This window comes from Arundinibacter roseus (genome assembly GCF_004348825.1).
Taxonomy (GTDB): domain Bacteria; phylum Bacteroidota; class Bacteroidia; order Cytophagales; family Spirosomataceae; genus Arundinibacter; species Arundinibacter roseus.
In genome coordinates this window covers 150,321-172,284 of sequence record NZ_SMJU01000012.1, presented here as the reverse complement: position 1 = coordinate 172,284, position 21,964 = coordinate 150,321, and the positions used below count along the sequence as shown (strand labels likewise).

The 21,964-nt window shown below is 46.2% G+C and carries 19 protein-coding genes; 11 read left to right on the top strand and 8 right to left on the bottom strand.

The genetic code is table 11. The features are described 5' to 3' along the window. The first annotated feature begins 210 nt into the window (after nucleotides 1-210). Both EZE20_RS24665 and fic read left to right on the top strand, forming a co-directional pair. A complete protein-coding gene (locus EZE20_RS24665) occupies nucleotides 211-429 on the top strand; it encodes an HNH endonuclease (RefSeq protein WP_132120474.1) in 219 nt (72 codons plus the stop codon). A 128-nt stretch (nucleotides 430-557) separates the two neighbouring features. Next, on the top strand, nucleotides 558-1,115 hold the full coding sequence (gene fic, locus EZE20_RS18550; RefSeq protein WP_132120472.1) for a protein adenylyltransferase Fic: 558 nt from the start codon (nucleotides 558-560) through the stop codon (nucleotides 1,113-1,115). A 54-nt stretch (nucleotides 1,116-1,169) separates the two neighbouring features. Here the strand turns inward: fic and EZE20_RS18545 are convergent, their stop codons facing one another. Next, complete coding sequence (locus EZE20_RS18545; protein ID WP_132120470.1) at nucleotides 1,170-1,616, bottom strand: DinB family protein; 447 nt, start codon at nucleotides 1,614-1,616, stop codon at nucleotides 1,170-1,172. 144 nt (nucleotides 1,617-1,760) lie between these two features. Between EZE20_RS18545 and EZE20_RS18540 the strand changes: the two genes are divergently transcribed. Continuing rightward, nucleotides 1,761-4,667, top strand: a complete 2,907-nt coding sequence (locus tag EZE20_RS18540) for an outer membrane beta-barrel protein (RefSeq protein WP_132120468.1) — start codon at nucleotides 1,761-1,763, stop codon at nucleotides 4,665-4,667. A 79-nt stretch (nucleotides 4,668-4,746) separates the two neighbouring features. Here EZE20_RS18540 and EZE20_RS18535 read toward each other — a convergent pair whose 3' ends face one another. The 3 genes from EZE20_RS18535 to EZE20_RS18525 form a co-directional block, all read right to left on the bottom strand. Beyond that, entirely contained in the window at nucleotides 4,747-5,400 is a 654-nt protein-coding gene (locus tag EZE20_RS18535) for a LysM peptidoglycan-binding domain-containing protein (protein ID WP_132120466.1), read from the bottom strand. 59 nt (nucleotides 5,401-5,459) lie between these two features. Beyond that, nucleotides 5,460-5,951, bottom strand: a complete 492-nt coding sequence (gene purE / locus EZE20_RS18530; protein ID WP_132120464.1) for a 5-(carboxyamino)imidazole ribonucleotide mutase — start codon at nucleotides 5,949-5,951, stop codon at nucleotides 5,460-5,462. An 89-nt stretch (nucleotides 5,952-6,040) separates the two neighbouring features. Beyond that, nucleotides 6,041-7,174 (bottom strand): 5-(carboxyamino)imidazole ribonucleotide synthase, encoded by a 1,134-nt coding sequence (locus EZE20_RS18525; RefSeq protein WP_132120462.1) that lies wholly within the window; start codon nucleotides 7,172-7,174, stop codon nucleotides 6,041-6,043. A 315-nt stretch (nucleotides 7,175-7,489) separates the two neighbouring features. Here EZE20_RS18525 and EZE20_RS18520 point away from each other — a divergent pair, with 315 nt between their 5' ends. From EZE20_RS18520 to EZE20_RS18495, 6 genes are all read left to right on the top strand, one after another. Further along, complete coding sequence (locus EZE20_RS18520) at nucleotides 7,490-8,056, top strand: hypothetical protein (RefSeq protein WP_132120460.1); 567 nt, start codon at nucleotides 7,490-7,492, stop codon at nucleotides 8,054-8,056. Nucleotides 8,057-8,248: 192 nt separating this feature from the next. Next, a complete protein-coding gene (locus EZE20_RS18515) occupies nucleotides 8,249-11,488 on the top strand; it encodes a SusC/RagA family TonB-linked outer membrane protein (RefSeq protein ID WP_132120458.1) in 3,240 nt (1,079 codons plus the stop codon). A gap of 104 nt (nucleotides 11,489-11,592) precedes the next feature. Further along, nucleotides 11,593-13,188, top strand: coding sequence for a SusD/RagB family nutrient-binding outer membrane lipoprotein (locus tag EZE20_RS18510; RefSeq protein ID WP_132120456.1), 1,596 nt, complete (start codon nucleotides 11,593-11,595; stop codon nucleotides 13,186-13,188). 154 nt (nucleotides 13,189-13,342) lie between these two features. Beyond that, on the top strand, nucleotides 13,343-14,227 hold the full coding sequence (locus EZE20_RS18505) for an alkaline phosphatase family protein (protein ID WP_132120454.1): 885 nt from the start codon (nucleotides 13,343-13,345) through the stop codon (nucleotides 14,225-14,227). 59 nt (nucleotides 14,228-14,286) lie between these two features. After that, entirely contained in the window at nucleotides 14,287-14,859 is a 573-nt protein-coding gene (locus EZE20_RS18500; RefSeq protein ID WP_132120452.1) for an HD domain-containing protein, read from the top strand. 63 nt (nucleotides 14,860-14,922) lie between these two features. Further along, nucleotides 14,923-17,733 carry a bifunctional YncE family protein/alkaline phosphatase family protein gene (locus tag EZE20_RS18495; RefSeq protein ID WP_132120450.1) on the top strand — a complete coding sequence of 937 codons (2,811 nt, stop codon included), beginning with the start codon at nucleotides 14,923-14,925 and terminating at the stop codon, nucleotides 17,731-17,733. 58 nt (nucleotides 17,734-17,791) lie between these two features. Here EZE20_RS18495 and EZE20_RS18490 read toward each other — a convergent pair whose 3' ends face one another. The 4 genes from EZE20_RS18490 to EZE20_RS18475 all read right to left on the bottom strand — a co-directional run bounded on the left by EZE20_RS18490 (nucleotide 17,792) and on the right by EZE20_RS18475 (nucleotide 20,669). Next, a complete protein-coding gene (locus tag EZE20_RS18490; protein ID WP_132120448.1) occupies nucleotides 17,792-17,998 on the bottom strand; it encodes a DUF4177 domain-containing protein in 207 nt (68 codons plus the stop codon). A gap of 162 nt (nucleotides 17,999-18,160) precedes the next feature. Next, nucleotides 18,161-18,400 carry a hypothetical protein gene (locus tag EZE20_RS18485; protein ID WP_132120446.1) on the bottom strand — a complete coding sequence of 80 codons (240 nt, stop codon included), beginning with the start codon at nucleotides 18,398-18,400 and terminating at the stop codon, nucleotides 18,161-18,163. 43 nt (nucleotides 18,401-18,443) lie between these two features. Further along, the gene (locus EZE20_RS18480) at nucleotides 18,444-19,445 is read right to left on the bottom strand and encodes a hypothetical protein (protein WP_132120444.1); all 1,002 of its coding nucleotides are present in this window, start codon (nucleotides 19,443-19,445) and stop codon (nucleotides 18,444-18,446) included. A 552-nt stretch (nucleotides 19,446-19,997) separates the two neighbouring features. Continuing rightward, nucleotides 19,998-20,669, bottom strand: a complete 672-nt coding sequence (locus EZE20_RS18475) for a type II toxin-antitoxin system VapC family toxin (protein ID WP_132120442.1) — start codon at nucleotides 20,667-20,669, stop codon at nucleotides 19,998-20,000. A gap of 172 nt (nucleotides 20,670-20,841) precedes the next feature. Here EZE20_RS18475 and EZE20_RS18470 point away from each other — a divergent pair, with 172 nt between their 5' ends. Both EZE20_RS18470 and EZE20_RS18465 read left to right on the top strand, forming a co-directional pair. Beyond that, entirely contained in the window at nucleotides 20,842-21,258 is a 417-nt protein-coding gene (locus tag EZE20_RS18470; RefSeq protein ID WP_132120440.1) for a hypothetical protein, read from the top strand. A 186-nt stretch (nucleotides 21,259-21,444) separates the two neighbouring features. Further along, a complete protein-coding gene (locus EZE20_RS18465; protein WP_132120438.1) occupies nucleotides 21,445-21,930 on the top strand; it encodes an NADH-quinone oxidoreductase subunit A in 486 nt (161 codons plus the stop codon). Nucleotides 21,931-21,964: the final 34 nt, after the last annotated feature.

The following is a 21,964-nucleotide window of genomic DNA, read 5'->3' as shown; positions in this document are numbered from 1 at the left end:
ATCATCGTCAGGGAATTTTTCCTGAAATTCAAATAACGTCAAACTTTTAAAGCGATTTTCCATACTAACTAGTTTAATTTCAAGTAATTTAAGAAATTTAACTATATTTACCAAGAGCCTAGTTCAATAGATTTAAGCCCTAGAATAGATCAAAATACAAATATTTCTAAAAATGAATTACTAAAAATTGCGGATACTAAAATAAAGGTAATGCCAGCACTTCGATGGCAAGTTTTTCAAAGAGACAATTGGAAATGCCTTTCTTGTGGAAGGAACTCCGAAAGCGGAGCGATTCTGCATGTTGACCATATTATACCTAGGTCAAAAGGAGGACTAAATCATTTAGATAATTACCAAACTTTATGTGAAACCTGTAATATTGGCAAAAGCAATAAAGACAGTACAAATTTAAGAAAACGTATTATTTGAATTATTGAGATGTGTTTTTCAATATATCATTATTACAAAAAATAACTTTGAGATGTTGTGCAAAAAAGGCGTAAGAAATTATTCTACATTTTTAAAATTCATAACTGTTATATTGTAATCTACATACCATGAAAAACATAGATAAAAAAAGTCTGGAAAACGCCTATCGTTTAATTGAGTCAGGAGATATTGACACAATGGAGGTGGGTACAACCAAAGGCTTGCAGCAAATACATCGCTATTTGTTTGACGGTTTGTATGATTTTGCAGGACAAATTCGTACGAAAAATATTTCGAAAGGTGGTTTTAGATTTGCTAATGCTTTGTATCTGAATGAAATTTTGGTCAAAATTGAAGAAATGCCGGATAATACATTCGAAGAAATTATTGCTAAATATGTAGAAATGAACATCGCTCACCCTTTTCTGGAAGGAAACGGCAGAACGATGCGTATTTGGCTCGATAGGTTGCTGAAAACAAAACTCAATAAATTGGTTAACTGGCAGTTCGCCGACAAAATTCTTTATTTGCAGGCGATGGAACGAAGCCCTGTAAACGATTTGGAACTAAGGACTTTACTTCATGCCAATCTAACTGACGACGTAAACAATAAAAAAATTATCTTTAAAGGTATCGAGCAATCGTACTACTATGAAGGATACCGGAAAGAGGATGATGAAGAATAGTTTAAACCAAAATCTGGAACTCATTTAATCAGCCCCCCCCCCCCCGCCCAAACCTCAACTTCTCTTATAAAAAATATAGTCCGTTGCCAGCGGATTTCCGCCTTGCCGACGCACTTCGGTGGCAATTTGCGCGCGATGATAGGTCGAATGATTGATCACGTGAAAAAGTATATCCTGCACACTATTGGAAAAGGCTTCACCCCGGCTGTTGGTATATGTAATAAACTGACTTCCAGAAAATTCTTGTAACAGTCGAACGCTTTCTTCGGTATTTTCCTGATGCAGAGACTGCCATGTTCCAACGGGAACACTTTCCCAAACGCCATAGCGGGGAATGTTGCCTGCAAGTCGCTGATTCCAGATATGATGCGCCGTAAGTATGTGGCTCATGAGCCGATGCAGCGGCTCGGGTTCGGGCCATGTGTGGGTTGTTAGTTGGAGAATGATCCGGTCATTCATTTCCTGATTGTAGGTAAAAAGTGGGGACAAAAAATCGGACATCGTAAAAATAGTTTAAGGATGTATAGAGTAAAACCGGGAGTTTATCGGTTGGTTCGGGCCGTTGGTCTACTAGCCACAGCGAGCAATTAAACCCGTTTTACTTTCACTGCTCTAACCTCGGAACTACCCGAAACCAACTACTTTATGGCAAAGATACATTCAGCCTTTTTATTCCTGATTCTGAGCATGTCCGCTTTTGTGGCACAGGCGCAAACGTACCGACTTACGGGCACTGTGCTTGACAGTACCTCGCAGCAAGGCGTCGCCGGTGCCTACGTGAGCGTGGAAATACCCGGAAAAGACACCAAACCCGTGTACACAACAACGGATCTGAACGGAAAATTTGAATTTCAGGGCCTGACTCAGGCAAAATATTTACTTAAAGTTACGTATTTAAGTTACAGTGATGCCCTCCGCACGGTTAGTATTAACGAGCTCAGCGAGCCCGTGATTCAGCTCGGCACTATTCCTTTACAGGAGTCGGCTACGGATTTGAAAGAGGTAAAAGTAGTGGGTCAAATTCAGCAATCGCAGCAAAAAGGCGACACGACGCAGTTCAATGCGGCGGCGTTTAAGACCAACCCCGACGCAACAACCGAAGACCTGATTCAGAAAATGCCCGGCATTACGGTTGTGAACGGACAGGTGCAGGCGCAGGGCGAGGCCGTGCAACGGGTATTGGTAGACGGAAAGGTATTTTTTGGCGACGATGCCACGCTTGCACTTCGCAATTTACCCGCTGAAATTGTAGATAAAATTGAAGTATTTGACCGTCAGAGCGACCAATCTCAGTTTACGGGTTTTGACGATGGCAACGCGCAAAAGACCATCAATATCGTGACCCGCACGGATCGGAATGCCGGAAAATTTGGAAAAGCCTTTGCCGGCTACGGCTCCGACAATCGCTACATGGCGGGCGGAAATCTGAATATTTTTGGGAAAGATAAACGCATTTCAATTATTGGACTTTCCAATAACATCAATCAGCAAAACTTTTCTTCGCAGGATTTGGCAGGTGCATTGGGCGGAGGGGGTAACTCGGGCCGCGGGGGCGGCAGAGGTGGCCGGGGCGGCGGGGGCGGTGGGGGCGGTGATGCTGCTTCCAATTTTTTGGTAGGTCAGCAAAATGGTATTACCAATACAACCGCACTTGGACTGAACTATTCGGATAAGTGGGGGAAAAATCTGGAAGTTACAGGAAGCTATTTTTTCAACAGATCCGGCAATGCGAATACCCAAAATACCAATCGCGAAACCTTCCTGACGAATGCTACGGGCAATCAGTTTTACTCAGAACAAAATAATTTTTCCAATACTAACCTCAATCACCGCGTCAATTTCAGGTTTGAGTATACCTTGAATAAAAATAATTCATTCATTTTTTCTCCCGGAATCAGCTGGCAAAACAATACGTCTAACACCATGCGGATCGGTGCTACTACGCTGCAAAATGGCACGTTGCTTAACGAAACCGACAACACACAACGCAACGAATCGATGGGACTTGGCTCCAATAGTTCATTGTTATGGCGGCACCGCTTTGCCAAAGCCGGACGCACGCTTTCGGTAAATTTGTCGACCAATATCAACAACCGCACCTCCGAAGGCAGCCTGTATGCCCTGAATCAGTTCTACAACACGGGCCGTTTTCCCGGTGACACGATCGATCAGATTTCGGAGTCGCTATCAAATACTGCACGCATGGGTGCAAGTATCAACTACACCGAACCCCTCAGCAAGATTGTTCAGCTGCAATTTGGCTACACGGTTAATTTGAGCAACAGTGATTCCAAAAGTGAGACGTTCCACTACGTTAATTCCGAACAGCGTTACGCCCGTTTGGACACGCTTCTTTCAAACACCTTTGACAATCAATACCTTACTCACCGGGCCGGGTTGACTTTGCGGGGAAACAAGAAAAAAGTGACGGGCGCAGTAGGCGTAGATTTCCAAAGTGCCGGGCTGTACAGCCAACAGCTTTTCCCTCGATTTAACGAAGTAGATCAGACCTTTACCAATATTCTGCCCAACGGTTTCTTCATGTTCCGGCCTTCGGAAGGTAAAAACCTCCGCATGTTTTACCGTACTTCCACCAACGAGCCTTCCATTACGCAGCTTCAAAATGTGGTAAACAATAGCAATCCGCTATTCCTGACCGCCGGAAATCCTAATTTGAAACAGGAGTACAGCCACCGCGTCAACCTGCGCTATTCGTCATCTGACTCGAAATTGGGCCGCAACTTTTTTATATATGGCTCCTTTAATTATACCGGAAACAGCATTACCAACTCCACCTTTGTAGCCCAAACGCCGGTGACGCTGCCAAACGGTTTACGGCTCGAACAAGGCGCACAGCTGACTACACCCGTCAACCTGGATGGTAACTGGAATTTTCGCGGCTTTGTAAACTATGGCTCACCGATAAAGGCAATTAAGGTAAATCTGAACCTGAATTCGGGCGTTACGGTAACCCGCCTGCCGGGTTTGATCAATGAGCAGTTGAACCTCTCGAACAACTATGCGCTTACGCAGGGAATTGTTTTGAGCAGCAACATTAGCACTAACCTGGATTTTACGGTGGCCTTCAACGGCAACTACAACATCGTACGTAACAGTTTGCAACCGCAGCTCGACAACAACTTTTTCTCACAGAATACATCGGCACGGGTAAACTGGATTTTTGGAAAAGGATTTGTGCTTCAAACCGACCTCACCAACCAATCGTTTCGTGGACTTGGAGAAGGATTTAATCAGAACTTTACGCTCTGGAATGCAAGTGTTGGTAAGAAATTCCTGAAAGACAACAAAGGTGAACTGAAACTTACTGTTTTTGATATTCTGGCACAGAACAACAGCATCAGCCGAAACGTAACCGAAACCTTCCTGGAAGACGTTACGAGCCGGGTATTGACTCAGTACGCTATGCTGACCTTCACCTATACGCTTCGCAACTTTGGCAAAGCTCCGGCTCCGGTTGAAGAGCGCCCCCGCAGCTGGGGCGGTCCCGGTGGAGAACGTAGTCCGGGTGGTGGGGGATATCGCCCTTTTTGAAATATAAAAATCCAAAAAAGGGGTTCTTTCCAGTGGTGGAAAGAACCCCTTTTTTCTTAAAAATATTCTTAAAAAATCTTTATTTCTTTGATTTAAAAGGAATAATCAACTTTTCGCCCCGGTTGGAAATATCCCGGGTTTTTCCGTTGGCTTCCATCAGGAGTTGCTTGCTGATGCCATATTTCCCGGCAACTACGCGCAATACATCGCCCGGCCCTACGGTATGAACGGCCTGCACCCGCACGTTGAGTTTCGTCACGTCGGCTTTTAGATCTTTGGTTACGTCCTTTATGGATGGGTTAAGCGATTTCAGCGTTTCGGCTGTCAAATTATAGCGATTCGCAATCCCAAAAAAGGTTTCTCCCGGACGTACTGTATGCTTAATTTCTGTTCCGCCCGGATCCACAGCCACAGGTTTTGGTTCAGCTTTGGGTTCCGGTTTGGCAGGCTCGGGCGTGGGGGTTTCAGTCGCCACAGGCTTATCCACAATTTCTGCGGGGGCTTCTTCTTCGATTATCGGTTCGGGCTCTACCTCAATCGGCAGTACTTTCGTTGTCGTATCAGGACTGATATTTGTAACTTCCTCCGAACCCGTTGTGTCATCAGTAATATACTCATAACCAATCAGAAAGAGGGCGATAATAATTCCTACGAGAGTCAGCAGGGTGATGAGAGGAAGTTTTGAGGTTTCGTCCGGACGGATATTTTTTGGTTTGGGATTTTCTTCTTCCATAACTTAATCAGACTACTAATTGAAGATGCAATTTGTGTGAAATTGGATATAATCTGGAATCACAGGATACTTAAATTACTCAGTTCCTGATTCATCTCGGTAACTTTCGTTTTCAACTCTTCTTTGTATTCATCAAGACGAATTGCGAGGATTTCGTCACTTGTTCCCAGAATTTGGGCCGCCAAAATTCCGGCATTTTTTGCACCGTTCAGCGCTACGGTAGCAACCGGAACGCCGCCGGGCATTTGCAAAATAGAAAGCACCGAATCCCAGCCATCAATAGAGTTGCTGGAAAGAATCGGAACGCCAATGACCGGCAAAGACGTGAGCGACGCCACCATTCCTGGCAGGTGGGCAGCCCCGCCTGCGCCGGCAATGATTACCTTAATTCCCCGCTCCCGGGCGTTTTTAGCGTAGGTCAGCATCAATTCCGGCGTCCGGTGTGCCGACACAACCTGCATTTCAAACGCAACTCCGAGTTCTTTTAGTACCTTGGCTGCTTCCTGCATGACGGGTTGGTCCGACAGGCTGCCCATTATTATTCCAATCATTATTTCTTCTATTAAATATGTAGCTGTTAGCCAGGAGATTATTAGTGATTTGTAGTAAAAAACTTTACGTATGAAGTAAAAATCCGAAACTACGCCTGCGAAATGACCCGGATACTCTTTTTTACAAACTCAGCTTTATCTTTCAAATCGTCAGTATTCTGATCGAGAATAGTCACGTGTCCCATTTTACGAAAGGGCCGTGTGGTGGCTTTTCCGTACAAAAACGGATATACTTTGGCGGTAGCCAGCAACGATTCCATTCCTTCGTAATGAGCCGGGCCGGTGTGTCCATCCTCACCCAGCAGGTTAACCATTGCCGAAGGCTCAAACTGCTCGGTACTGCCCAAAGGTAACCCTAAAATCGCCCGCCAATGCTGCTCATACTGCGACGTGGCGTTGGCACGAATCGTATGATGCCCGCTGTTGTGCGGGCGCGGCGCCACTTCATTGATCAAAACTTCACCTCCCGGACGCACAAACATTTCGACAGCCAGCACGCCCACAATTCCGAAGGCTTCGGCAGTACGCAGTGCAATGCTTTCAGCTTCCAGTCGAACAGTTTCGTCAAGAAGGGCCGGCGCAAACAGATAATCCACGAGGTTGTGTTCGGGATGAAAAACCATTTCTACAACGGGAAATGTTTTCATTTCTCCACGAGCATTTCGGCCCACAATCACCGCAATTTCTTTTTCAAACGGAACGGCCGTTTCCAGCAAGCCCGGTGCGTCAAAAGCTTTTTCCAAATCTGCCCCGGAACTGATGCGCTGCACGCCTCGACCGTCGTATCCATCGCGCCCAAGCTTGTGAAAAGCGGGCAAAAAATCGAGGTGCAGCGCAACGTCTGCTTTGGTTTCGGTCAGGATAAAATCGGCGGTTGGCAGAAAATGATCCCGAAAAAACTGCTTCTGTATGCGCTTATCCTGAATCTTTCTAATAACCGAAGGTTGCGGAAAAACACGCTTGCCGAGCTTTTCAAGCGCTTCGAGCGCATCTACGTTTACCTTTTCTATTTCAATAGTAATTATATCAAGATCCTTGCCAAAGGCATAGACCGTGTCAAAATCCTGTAAGGAACCTTGCTGAAAGTGTGGGGCAATAAAACGGCAGGGGGCCTCTGCGTCAGGATCAAGCACATGAATGTCCAGGTTCCAGTCAACGGCAGCTTGCAAAAGCATGAGTCCCAGTTGGCCACCGCCCAGAATTCCGATTCGGGATGAAAGCATAGTTTAGAAAAAACTTTTTACAAAGTTGGCAGAAAAACCGCAAAATTAAAATCTACGGCGGGCTTTTCGGACGGACAGCCTCCAAAACCCAGGGCCGTACACGTCAGAGGTACAAATCCATACCCCCTGGAACTCAGCCATTTTCCAAAGCAATTGAATGCGCGCTTGATGAGTAAAAGCCCATGACTTCGGACGGTACTAAAAAGACCTCAATTTTTAACTTTTTTTATGGTGGAATCTATTTTTTCAAGCGCTTTTAGTAACTACTTTTATATTTATACAAAAAAGAAATCCATAACCTTAATTCCATTAAAGATGAGAAAACTATCCATCTTCACAATCGGTGTTCTGCTTCTAATTTCGGGAGCTTCTTTCGGACAGGAACTAGCCGGAAGAAAGATTCTTAACGGCTCTTTTTACACCCAATTTAACTCCAACGACCAGATTTCGCATTCGCGATTGGCACTTAGCAGCAACCTTCTGCTAGGCAAAATCAAAGAAGATAATTCCTATTGGGCTTTTGGTGGCAGCGTATATGTACAAAGCGAAGACGCACCTGATTTCAATATCAATACCAACAGATTTGGGATCGGACCTGCCGTAGAGCGCGGAAAATTTGTCAGGATTATTGACAAACTATACATCGCCCCTTACGCAGGGGGTAGTGTACAGGGGGTTTTTGGAGATGTTACCGGAGCAAACCTGTCCGTGTACGCTTCGCCGCTGCGCTTTATGTATCAGTTGACCAACCATTTTTTAGTAAGCGCTTCTTTTGGCTCCGCCACGCTGGAAGCGAGCCGAATCGAAAAAACAACGCAGATTACCGTAAATGCTTCTTTTCAAAACAATACGGGTTTTGGCGTTTTTTATACCTTTAAATAAGAAAGATTCTGGTAAAAAAAATCGAGATATAATTTATTAATATCCGGGGGGATTTCTCCCTCATTCCTTCATAAACGCTTTACATTTCCATAACCGGTCATGAGATAGAGCTTGTCGAATTTTGCAGAAAAAATAGGACAGACATCCCTCCTATTTTTTCTCATTGTTCACAACCAACTATTTAGTAACCGTATGTTAACATTTTTACAAAAAAAAGTCAGCCAAAAACTAAGGCTGCACACCTATCTGCTAATCATCCTCGGATGTTTGAGCGGTTTGGCATCTTATGCACAAGCCACCCTTTCGGGCAAGGTAACCGATCAGGCGACCGGCGAACCAATTCCGGGTGTTAGCGTCGTAGTTAAAGGCACTACCGTTGGCACAAGCACTTCGATTGATGGAACTTTCCAGCTCAACGCCCCTGCTTCGGCCACAACGCTCGTGTTTTCGTTTGTAGGCTTCACGCCGCAGGAAATTGCCATCAGCAATCGCTCTACGTTTGAGGTAGCAATGTCCGTTGATTTGCGGCAATTGCAGGAAGTAGTCATTACGGCACTTGGGATCAAAAAGGACATTCGCCGCACGGGTGTGGCGATTCAGTCGCTGAGCGGTGCGTCTACCGTTAAAGCCCGCGAACCGAATGCGATCAATGCTTTGGCGGGAAAAGTTGCCGGACTTACGGTAGGTACGCAGCCGGAACTTCTCCGTAGACCAAATCTCTCACTGCGCGGAAATTCTGACGTTTTGTTTGTGGTAGATGGAGTTCCGGTCAATTCGGATACCTGGAACGTCTCGCCGGATGACATCGAAACGTATTCGGTTTTGAAAGGTGCCACGGCTTCTGCATTGTATGGTTTTCGTGGAAAAAACGGAGCGATCCTGATTACTACCAAGCGTGGGACCAAAGACAAGCGCGGTTTTTCAGTGGATGTAAATTCATCAACCATGATTGACAACGGATTTTACTCCATTCCAAAGGTACAGGATGAATACGGCCCCGGCGACCACGGGCGCTATGCCTTTGGCGACGGTAAAGGCGGCGGACTCAACGACGGTGACTACGACGGCGGTTGGGGACCAAAGTTTGAAGGGCAGCTGATTCCTCAGTACGACAGCCCAATTGACCCCGCAACCGGTGAGCGGATTCCGACGCCGTGGGTAGCGCGCGGAAAAGATAACCTGAGTCGTTTTCTGAATCCGGGAGTATTATCAACCAATAACATATCCATCTCAGCTTCCAGCGAAAAATACAATCTGCGTTTTTCAACCTCGCATATTTTCCAAAAAGGAATTGTGCCTAATACAAAATTGAATATCACAAACTTCAATGTGGTAGCAGATTACAACTTCTCGGATCGCCTGAAATTTGAATCAAGTTTACAGTACAACCGGCAGTACACGCCCAATATTCCTGACATTAACTACGGCCCTAACTCCATTATTTACAACATGGTGCTGTGGGCAGGAGCCGATTGGGACGTAGATGACATGCGCAACTACTGGCAGCCGGGCAAAGAAGGCATTCAGCAGATTTATGCAGAATATCAGCGCTACAACAATCCCTACTTCATGAGCTACGAGTGGCTCCGCGGACATTACAAAACCGACATCATCGGTCAGGCCGCAATGACCTACAAGCTGACTGATTTTCTGGACGTCATGCTTCGCACGCAGGTAACTACCTGGAACTTGTTCCGGTCGGAAAAATTCCCGTATTCGGCAGGTTCGTATGGCCGTGATGAGCGCCGGGGCGATTACCGCGAAGACCGCCGGAATCTTTTCGAGAACAATACCGATGTTCTGGTTCGGTTTGATAAAGATTTGTTTCCCGGCCTCAACGCCAAAGTTTGGGCCGGAGGTAACATTCGCAGCTTTGAGTATAACTCGCAGTGGGGCTCTACCGATTACCTGAATGTGCCGGGACTGTACAATTTCAACAATTCGGCTAATCCGGTACGTACGTCAAACTTTGCTTCTGCCATGCGCGTGAACTCAGCTTACTATTCGGCTGACTTTACCTACAAAGATTTCTTTACCGTTTCTACCACCGGTCGTGTAGACAAACTATCGACGTTGCCTGCCGGAAACAACACGTTTTTTTACCCATCCGTAGCACTTTCAACGGTACTTTCTGATTATATAAAACTTCCGGAAGCCGTTTCATTCTTCAAACTTCGGGCTTCGTATGCCAACGTAAAAGACGGACTAACCCGCTCCACAATCGGCAGTACACCTGCCCTGGGCGATAACAATCCGCTGGGCTATGGCGATCAGTATTACTCGCCTTATGATGGCCCAACGTACCAAAATGCCGCTGTATATTCCACACCTTTTGCTTACAACAATACGCCATCCGCTTATTTTACCAACACGCTCAACAACCCAACGTTACAGCCTAGTTCTACGTCACAAACGGAAATTGGACTGGATTTCAGGATTTTACAAAACAGAATTGGGTTAGATGTTACGTACTTTGTGTCAAACGAAGGACCACGAATTTTTTCTTTACCAATTTCTACCACCACGGGTTATAGCTCGGCTTTGGTGAACGGTATCAAAACGCAGAAAACCGGCTGGGAAGCAACGCTTTCAGGTTCGCCGATTCGGAACATCGAAGGATTTAACTGGGACATTGTGGCCAATTATTCCACATTTAAAGAAGTGCTTACCGAGATTTATCCCGGTGTAGATGCCCTCAATACATTTTTCAGAGTAGGTGACCGCCTGGACAAATACTATGGTCGTGCTTTTGCAAAAACAACGGATGGTCAGATCATTAATGACGCCTCGGGTCGTCCGATCTATTCGCCTGTCAATCAATTTCTTGGCTATGTGAATCCGAAGTTTGTCTTTGGTATCAATAACAAATTCAACTACCGCGACTTCTCGTTCAGCTTCCAGTTCGACGGTCGCATTGGCGGGGTTATTTCAAATTATGTACAAAAGCAAACCTTCCGTGGAGGCCGCCACATTGATCTCGTTCAGGGCGCTATGGGCGAAGCCCGCTATCAGGACTATTTGGGCAACAGAACATGGGTAGGCGAAGGTGTGCAAGTAGCCAACGGCGCAGCACTAAACTTCGATGCTGACGGAAAAATCACCAATCTGGCGGAGTTGAGTTTTACCCCAAATACCACCAAACAATTCTTACAGGACTGGACGAGCCGCTATTACAATTCGGATGAAGGCAACCTGATGAGCCGCTCGTTTGGCATGCTGCGTGAAGTTGTGATTGGCTACTCAATCCCTCAGGCACTTTTGGGTAAAGGCAAATTCATTCGCAATGCGTCAGTTTCGCTTGTTGGTCGCAACTTGCTCTACTTTGCCGAAAAAACCGACATGGATTTGAATCAGTATCTGACCGATGGATCGTCAGGATTGCAGACACCTTCAACGCGTCGTTACGGAATCAACGTCAATCTTACATTCTGAGGCAGATCGTTTCAAAAAAGACTATCTGGAAAGTGATTCTTCCAGATACTCTTTTGAATCACCGAAATACAAGAATATTTTTTTACTCAAATCAGTCATTCAACATGAAAATAAATAAACACATTCTTCTGGCGATGCTGGCTTTTGGCCTCACGCTGACAAGCTGCGAAAATAGCTTTGAAGAACTTGAAAAAGACCCAAACCGTGCGGTTTCGGCACCTGCTTCGCTCGTATTGCAGGGCATTGAGTTTGACTTGTACGGCAATACCGGACGGCCATTTAGTTCAGAAATGCGCTGGAATCAGTTCTATGCCATAAATTACAACTATTACGGAACCAATGAATATCAGTGGGCGGGCATGCCCAATCACTATTTTACCCTGAAAAATGTGGTAAAAATGGAAGAAGAAGCGCTACGCTCGGGGGCAGCGGAAGTCAATGGATATTCTGCGTTGGGCAAGTTTTTCCGGGCATTTTTCTTTGATCAAATGTCTGTTCGGGCGGGCGATTTGCCGATGAAAGAAGCCCTGGCCGGTGTTGAAAACTTTACGCCTGCCTATGACTCCCAAAAAGATGTGTACGTGCAAATTCTGACCTGGCTCAACGAGGCAAATACTGATTTATCTTCGCTGATTGCCAAAGGTGAAACAACCATTGCCGGTGATTTTTACTTTGGTGGAAATTTGCGCCAATGGCAAAAAGTGGTCAATGCGTTTCAGCTTCGGATGCTGATCCGATTGAGCAAAAAAGAGGCGGATGCTGAACTGGGCATTAAAAATCGTTTCGCAGAAATCCTGAATAATCCCGCCAAATATCCCCTGCTGGAAGGCATGACTGATAATCTGGAATTTAAATCAAATAATTTCAACAAATACCCTTCCAATCCTGACAACTTCGGCTTTGATGCTACCCGTCAAAACATGGCCAAAACCTACATTGATTTGCTGGTAGCGCGCAAAGATCCACGGGTGATGGTGGTGGCCGAGCCGGCTGGTGCTGAGTTAAAAAGCGGAAAACTACCATCTGACTTTACGGCCTACGTAGGCGCAAGTTCCGGCGAAGACCTGACCGACATGGCCGAAAAAGCCGGACGCGACAATGGTTCGGGTTTTGCACCGGGCGTGTACTCGTTTCAAAGCCGTTCGCGCTACTACACTACCTATCAGGGCGAAGCCGTGTTTATTGTGAGCTATCCCGAAATGTGCTTTAACCTGGCCGAAGGAATCAACCGCGGTTGGGCTTCGGGCAGCGCTGAGCAGTGGTACATGAAAGGAATCATGGCGTCGCAGGAATTTTATGGAGTTAAAACCGGCACCCTGAATCTGCGCTATTCACGCACAGGTGGCCGCGACGCCGCCGACTTCGGCACGTTCACGCTGCCTTTTGATTTTGACAGCTATTATGCGCAGCCGCTGGTTAAGTATAGTGGAAATAATCAGGCAGGATTAGAGCAGATTATTACTCAAAAATACCTTGCCTTCTTTATGAATTCAGGCATGGAAGCTTATTTCAATTACCGCCGCACGGGCTTCCCTGCCTTCATGACCGGCGTAGGAACCGGAAATTCGGGCCGAATTGCCCAACGCTGGCAGTATCCGGTGTCAGAGCGGACCACCAATGAGGATAATTACAAAATGGCCATTCAGCGTCAGTTCGATGGAAAAGATGATATTAACGACATCCTGTGGATTCAGAAATAACTGAATACATAGCATAGGTTTGGTTATTTTCAAAAGCGGGGGTATTTTACTCTCGCTTTTTTCCTTCCTTTCTAACACTAGTACACAACGCCTTTTCAGCAGTATTTTACTTATCTTTCTAGTGCTAAAAACCTTCTACAAAATTGAATATCTCATGAAAATAATTCTGATACTCTGCCTGGTAACGCTCTTTATTTGTCCCGCATTTTCTCAAAAAAGGCTTGTCATTATTGGGGTTGATGGCCTGAGCCCCGACGGGATTCAAAAAGCCCCTACTCCCACGCTCGACTCGCTGATTCGTAGCGGAAGCTGGTCTATGCAGGCCAAAGCGGTGTATCCTTCGTCGAGTAGCCCCAACTGGGCGTCTATGATCACGGGAACGTCTCCGGCGCATCACGAAATCTGGTCAAATAGCTGGAAACGAGTCGATATTGCCGAAAAATCGTATTGCGGTGGTGCCAAAGGACAGCTTTTTCCAACTATTTTCCGGGCCGTGCGCGAGCAAAACAAAACGGCAAAAATTGCTACTTTTTACGATTGGGACGATTTTGGACGATTGCTTGAAGATGACGTATGTACCGTAAAAACGGATGCTGCCGGAGAAAATGAAACCACTCGGCTGGCGGCTGAATACATTGCTTCGCAGGCACCACTTTTTACCTTCGTCCACCTGGATCATGTCGATCATGCCGGGCACGAAAGCGGGCACGGCACACCGGCCTATTATGCTTCCGTTACCAAAGCTGACTCACTGATTAACAACCTGATGAATGCCATTCGGACGTCGGGCGTCGCTAACGAAACGGTAGTGATTGTAACGGCAGATCATGGCGGAGTGAACAAAGGACACGGTGGAACAAGTGCTGCTGAAATGACAATTCCCTGGATTATTTCGGGCAAAGGAATAAAGAAAAATCATGAGCTAAAAACGCCGATTGACACCTTCGACACGGCGGTAACGGCGGCTTATGTGCTTAGCGCAAAAGCTTTTCCCTGCTGGACCGGAAAAGCCATTACCGAAGCGATGGTAGAATTTTAAATTTTATCCCTTACTTCACACCGTCAAAAACACGTTGGTTACTCAGTCTCGCACTACCTATGCCCCATTCTGCCCCACAAATACTGGAAGAAATTCAATTTTTATTCGATCAATTTGGGCGTGATCCGTACTACGGAGAGGACGTTTCGCAGTTTGAGCATGCCGCTCAGGCAGCCGAACTTGCCGCCCGCGACGGCTACGATGAAGAAGTGCAGCTCGCTGCATTTTTGCACGATATTGGCCATATGCTCCCTACCGACAACCCCGACGAACTCATGGACACCTACGGTCGGCGCGACCACGAAGGCGTAGCCGCCGATTGGCTGCGGCAGCGCGGGTTTTCTGATAAAGTAGGAGTTTTGATAGAAAACCACGTCAACGCAAAGCGCTATTTGACTTTTAAAAATCCGGCCTATTTTGCTGCACTTTCTGCGGCTAGCGTACAAACGCTGGCGTTTCAGGGTGGGCCCATGCAGGAAGAGGAAGCGCTGGAATTTGAGAAAAATGAGCATTTTGAACTGATTATTCGCATGCGTCGCTGGGACGAAGCCGCCAAAATACTGGATTACAAAACTCCTGCGCTGGATCATTATCTTGAAAAAATCAAACAGTATCTCACTACTCCGCGCTGAATATGAAAAGCTTTTTTTGAAGCAGCTTACACACATGTATTTCCTTTAACCTCATCACGTACCATGAAATCATCCATCATCCTTTTTTCTTTTCTTCTCTGCGCAACGTCGGTTACGCTGGCGCAGAAATGGGTAGCCCATGCGCCCGCCGGAAAAGACTACCTGCGCATCGACAAAACCGGAGCCACCACGCTTCCCAACGGGCGAATCATCACGCCCTACGGAAGGCAGATTACCACCGCACCGCATCCGTATGGCCTGGCTTTGAGCCCGGACGGCAGCTTTGCCGTAACGGCAAATTCAGGAATTAATCCTATCTCCATCAGCATTTTAAAAAATATTCTGCACGAAAATACCTCCGTTCAACAAGTACCTGAAAGTCCACGAACAGATAACGGTGTGCTCGAAGCCTGCTTTATGGGATTGGCCATTACGCCCGATAACAAAACCGTGTACGTTGCCGGTGGCGAAACCAACAGCATTTTTTTGTTTGATCTGGAAACGGGTCAGAAAAAGGCAACTATTTCCTGTGCCCAAAAACAAAACGGGCTGTCGTACTATCACGGCTACATTGGCGATATGGTTTTGTCCAAAGATGGCAGCACATTGTACGCCGTCGATCAGATTGGTTTTCGGCTAATTGTGGTTGATACGCGCACGCAAAAAATCATGCATTCCATTCCTACCGGTCGCTACCCGTTCGGTGTTTGTCTTTCGCCCAACGAGAAAAATGTATACGTGGCAAACGTTGGCGTTTTTGAATACAAACCTTTTACGGATTTGGATAAAAATGACCTGAAAAATACCGCCCACAAATGGCCCTCCACGCGCTACAACAGCAAGGAAATGAAGGAAGGAATTCCAGAAAAAGGCGTACCGGCCCTTGGCGACCCAAACGCACCCGAGGCATTTTCGGTGTGGAGTTATTCTGTCCAAAATCGCAAACCTGTGGTTCGGTCTAAAATCAAAACGGGCATTTTGGTCGGGCAAATGGTCGAAGACTTTCCGGCAGTTGGCGGCAGCAGCCCCAACTCGGTAGTGGCCACAGATCAGCACGTGTTTGTTACCAACGGCAACAACGACTGCATTTCGGTCATTGACATCAGGAAAGATACCGTCGTGCAAACGCTCTTTCTTAATCCCGAGCCCCGTTTGGGTGCGCTTCGCGGACTTATTCCGTTTGGCGTGGCGGTTTCGCCCGATCAACAAAGACTTTACGTAGCCGAAGCCGGAATCAATGCCGTGGCCGTGGTGGACATTCCGACGATGAACATTGTGGGGCATATCCCAACGGGTTGGTTTCCGTCCAAGCTGAAAGTAAGTCCTGATGGTAAAAAACTCATCGTAACCAACGCCAAAGGCTACGGCAGCGGCCCCAACGGCGGCAGTGCGTTTACACTCGGCGCAGAAGGAAGCTACATCGGTAGCCTGATGAAAGGAACGGTTTCGGTAATGGATATTCCGGCAGATGCCGCTCTGCCTGGGCTTACGCAGCGGGTTTTAGATAATAATTTCAAGTTCCAGCAGGTAGCTGCCACCAACGACAACCCCATTCCGCCCTACCCCGGTGCCTACGAATCGCCGATTAAACATATCGTTTTCATAGCCAAAGAAAATAGAACGTACGATGAAGTTTTCGGGCAACATCCCGGATCAAACGGCGATTCGTCGCTTGCCCGTTATGGTCTGCGTCGCGACTTTAGGAGCCGTGATAAAAAACGAACCGTTGTGCGGGGTGATGTAATGCCCAACCATCATACGTTGGCCAGCCAATTTGCCATGTCCGACAACTTTTACTGCGATTCGGACGTCTCAGCAGACGGTCACCGGTGGCTTGTCAATACCTATCCAAACGAGTGGGTAGAAACGGGTACCGCCGCTGCCTACGGTGGGCGGCGCAGCATGCGCGACACGTCACAGGCGCCGGGCAACCTGTCCTTCTACGGATCGGCAGGCAGCATTTACCCAGAAGATTATAACGAGGCCGGATCGCTTTGGGATCAGCTCGACCGAAACGGAAAAGATTTTTACAATTTCGGATTCGGCGTAGAAATGGCCGCAGCGTATTCTGACAGTACCATGAAATACATTGGGGAGCTGTACACGGTCAATTATCCGCTCCCCACACCGCTGTATGACAAATCTTCGCAACAGTTTCCGACCTACAACATGGCCATTCCGGATCAGTTCCGGACGGATATTTTTATAAAAGAATTTAATGAAAAATGGACAGGCCCCGGCAAAACCTTGCCGTCCATGCTCACGCTGATGCTCCCTAACGACCACGGCACCCGCGAGCGCCCGACGGCAGGCTATCCATTTGTAGAAAGCTACATGGCTGATAATGACCTGGCTTTGGGCCGCACCATCGAGTTTTTATCCCAAACTCCCTACTGGAAAAACATGATGATTGTGGTTACCGAAGACGACCCGCAAGGTGGCGTTGACCACGTGGATGCGCACCGTAGTTTGCTGATGGTGATTTCGCCTTATGCCAAAAGAAATTATGTGGGCCATCAGCATTACAGCTTTGGCAGTATTTTCAAAACGTTCTGGCACGTATTGGGCACACCCTATCTCAATCAATACGACGCTACGGCTACCGACATGCGGGATCTTTTTACCGCTCAGCCCGACTTTACGCCCTACCGGGCCGTGGCCGCAGATCCACAAATTTTTGACCCGCAAAAAGCGCTTGATCCCTTCGATGAAAAATTTGACTGGAAAGCCTTCGCAGAATCCGAAGAAATGGACCGCACTGAAACCATGCAAAAACGCCGCGAAGAAGACGACGCCGATCAACGGGCTAAACCTGCAAAAGTGAAGAAGGTAAAGAAGATTCGCCGACCAAAAACGTCACCACGGGATTTTTGAATTTAGCACAAAATAATACATGGATTCATTCCGAGTACGGCCGGGATGAATCCATTTTTTAAGCGGGAATATCTCTCTCAAAATAGAAATAAAAATACATGGCACTTCCAAAACTTGTACTGGTAGTTGAGTTTAGCGTCCACCCTTGCTGGGCGTAGGAATCGAGAAGTGCCTGAAATTCAGGCGTTGATTTCTCAATAATGTGATTGATATTGAAGGTAAATTTGCTGTAATAAATCCGGCTTTCAACTTTATATTCTTTCATTTTGGCAGAGTTTTAAGGATGGTAAGCCACTAATATACAGTAATTCAGAAGGATACTATGCAGGCGAAATATTGATTTTCATTCTGCCCACCCACAAAAACAAAATACGTCCGGGTCATCAACCCGGACGTATTTAAACATATCCATAAAACCAAAACTACATTATGCTCTTTGAGACCATTTGTCGAGTTGCAGCACCTGCACAATCTCGGCTTCGGCCTTATTGAAAGTTTCTTCGTCGCAAGGCTCGCATTCCAGCGAAACCAATAGTTTTTCATCAAAAGTGGTGCGTTCTACCGAAGGATTGAACCCGTACAAACATATAATCTTTATGTGCCTGCCCTCTTTTTTGAAAAATTGTCCGCCGCCTCTACTCTTATAAAAAAGGGGTTGATTCGTCATTCTGTTTTGTTTTTGTCTTGTTTATTTTCTTAAAAATCACTCGTTATGTACCTGTTTGCCAGGCAGGTTTCAGATAGTCAATGGGCCTTACTTCTGCCCATGTCGGCGATTTGGCAGCGGCGGATTCCTGCAAATACAAAGGCAGATTTGTCCGAAAAGCCGCATAAACCGATTCGCCCAAAGCACGCGCTACGTAGTGTTCATGAATGGAATTGACGTAGCGTACAGTCTCCAACAGGCAGTTGTGAAAAAGCCTGAAATCAATATCAGCTTCTACAAATCGCGCAATTTCACGATGGGTAGAGGAAATTTTCAATCGCGCGAAAAGATCCAAAAATGTTGTTGGACTTACTTTCTGCGCCACTTGGGTCCATTCCTGCGGGCCAAACCGTGTCGAGACTTTACCGGTCTTGGTCCGAATGGCCTTAGTGGGGTCTGCCTGCAATCTGCGGCGAGCCGCCTGTACTCGTTGCGTGCGGGTGGTTCGCAAAAACTGCCCGATTTGAGCCTGCCACTCGTGCGGGACATCAATTAATTGCAGGGACGGAATTCCATCTCCTGCCGGTAACGCTGCAAAAGAAAAATGTCCCGGATGGCCCGTAGCTGCAAAAGCAAGAGGGGCCGGATACCAATCATTTGTAACCAAACTCGCAATCCGCATGCGGGCTATCGCTTCGTTGGGCACGCTCCTCCCCTGCACGGCAAGAAAGGCGCTTACACCAAAAAATATGCTATAATAAGCCTGCGGAAATGTCCAGTACAACGCATTGCGATGGAATGTCTCATCTCCATTTTCAGCCGTTTTGCGCAGCGCATATTCCGTGTTCCATGCCTGAATCAACATCCGTTTGGCTGTTTCGGCCTGTACAGGTGTCAGTTTTGGGACAAACTGCCTAAACCTGAACAACTGATTCATTTCATCATCCCGCCGGCGGTGAGCAATGTGCCGATGCAATCCAAAAAAATGGTTCAGAAATACCTGTGCCGGAATTGACCGTCGCCAAAGCTCATCCTGACTATATGAATTTTCTAAGGAAGTATCCATTAAGCTGTACCTTTTTGTATCTCTATATATACCAACGATAGATAGTCCAAAATAATTCCAATTTATAATATATTTATATACTATATTATACATAAAATACAGCGTCCCGACTTTTGACAAGATCAAAGCTCCTTAGTGGTATTCATGAATATACGTTTCTGTCTGATAACACTTTTACTACTCTTTGAAGTTTGGTAAAATGCTTTGAACTGTGATAAAACAACAGTTATGAAATGGAGCTCATATTCAACAGAAACAGCAGGCGTGTATAAATTATATTATATTTATATTATAATCATAGACAAAAAAATCCAGGAAGAAAGTTTCAATTTCGTAAAATTACGGATCTGGCACTTCTTAATTTTTTTGTATTTTTCCTAACTCGCCATTTCGCATAAAAAAAACCGACCCTCCGTCCACAGGGGCAGGTAGGGTCGGTAATGAGGGGATCTCACATACAACGGGCTCTTGCTATGTATGCAGAAAAACCCGGTATCATCCGTTCAGGCTAGGTAAAAAGGGCGCTTTGGGCAGCGTTATGTAGCAGGAGTTTTACCAAATGATCTTTACTCCGGATTTTTTGTAGGCACCAAAACGCAAGTCGGGTGTAATAATAGGAACACCCTCCACAAGCGCGCAAGCTGTCAGGAGTCGCGTGGGCCGGTCGTCGGCGTTCAGTACAATACGTCGGACATCTTCGCCTGACTTTTCCCAAAGGATCTCAACCGAGGTCGGGCTAATGAGCGAGAGATACTTTTGGTATAAAACAGCCGTAGAGGGTAACGTAACGAGTTCAAATCGATCCAGAATTTTCTCAAAGAACCCATGCTCCTGCTTAATCAAATATTCGCCTGAGCGAATCCGGTTTGCCCATTCGAGCAGGCTTTCTGTACTCACAAGACACTCTATATCTTCCTCATTCAACACAAGTAACGCATTATGCGAGAGTTTGGATGGGCAGCGAAACAGAAAATCAAGCGCAGGCGTATCGAGCAGCACACGTTTCGGCATTTTTTTTAAATCTTCCAGCGGCTGCGTGCCCCGGCTCAGATCAGAAATGTGCAGGTTCCAGACATCCGGGCTAACCGATTGTACGGTTTCGCGCACCCATTTATCCCAGGCCGCCTGCGTCATTTTCTTTTTGGGAGGTGAAACAAGTGATTGAACGGGTTCAGCCGGTTTTTCTGCAGACTTCGGCAAGGCTCTCTTTTGAGTTTTTTCCATAACATTTTCCTACCTATCCGTCAGTTTGGGTTTACAAAGACCTCTGGATTTTCATGTCAAAAGTATATATACAACATCTATTTACTAATTATTCAAGAAAAATACCTTTTAGAATCAATAAGTATTTGATATTTTTGTACCACAAAGCAAATATATGTTATTTTTATACTATATGAAAGATTCAACGCTTGATATTTACGAATGCATTGAGTTCCTGATGGAATCCAAAAAAATGACCGTATATGGCCTTAGCAAAACTTTGGGTTTTGAGAAACCCGCCAAGCTATATACCATTCTGAATCGTCGGACAAAACCCAGTTTTGATACCCTTGTCAGTATTACTCGGCGCTTTGAAGATGTAAATGGCGACTGGCTTTTACGGGGAACCGGCGATCCATTTCTTATAAAAAATACCCCTAATACACTCATAACGAATCCTATTACCGAAATAGAGGTACTGCACGAGCGCACAAAAAATCTTGAAAAACAGGTGGCCGACAGGGACGAAGTGATTGATCTTTTGAAGCAGCAGATCATGATTCTACGGGAAGTCATCAATCATTCGCACCATAACTCAGTCGGTGTCTGACCTGCGAAGGCACGTCCTTATACAGGTTGATTTTTGCAGAGCGTTTACCGATTTCACGTACGATAACTCATTTGGTGTTTTTATATTTTAGATATATTATAATAAATACTATTTTACTAAAATAGAGAAATCAAGTGAAGTCCGGCAAACACTTCCTTTTTCTATCTTTGCAAAAAATCTGTGTGTATGCTAACCGACTTCGGGATTCTTTTGCTTTTTATTCTGGCGGGCCTTGGCTTGCTGGGCTTAATTCTTGGCATTGGGCGCTTGCTACGGCCCGACCGACCCAATCCTGAAAAAAACGCTACCTACGAGTCAGGCGAAGAACCCGTTGGAAATGCCAATGTGCAGTTCAACGTTCGTTTTTATGTGGTCGCTCTACTGTTCGTACTTTTTGAAATAGAGCTTATATTTCTTTTTCCATGGGCGGTGGTATTTGGCAATGAGGACCTGATTCAACAGACCGATGGCCGCTGGGGTTGGTTTGCGCTCGCCGAAATGACCGTTTTTGTTGGAATGTTGATTTTAGGTTTGGCCTACGCATGGGTCAAAGGCTACCTTGATTGGGTACGGCCAAAACCGGCAATTCCGGCCACTGAATCACCGGTACCCGCAGCTTTGTATGAGGCTATTAACAAAAAATACGAATCAAAAACTGTAAACAAAACCTAAAAGAAAGGGCTTTTTGAACAATCGTATTCATTTT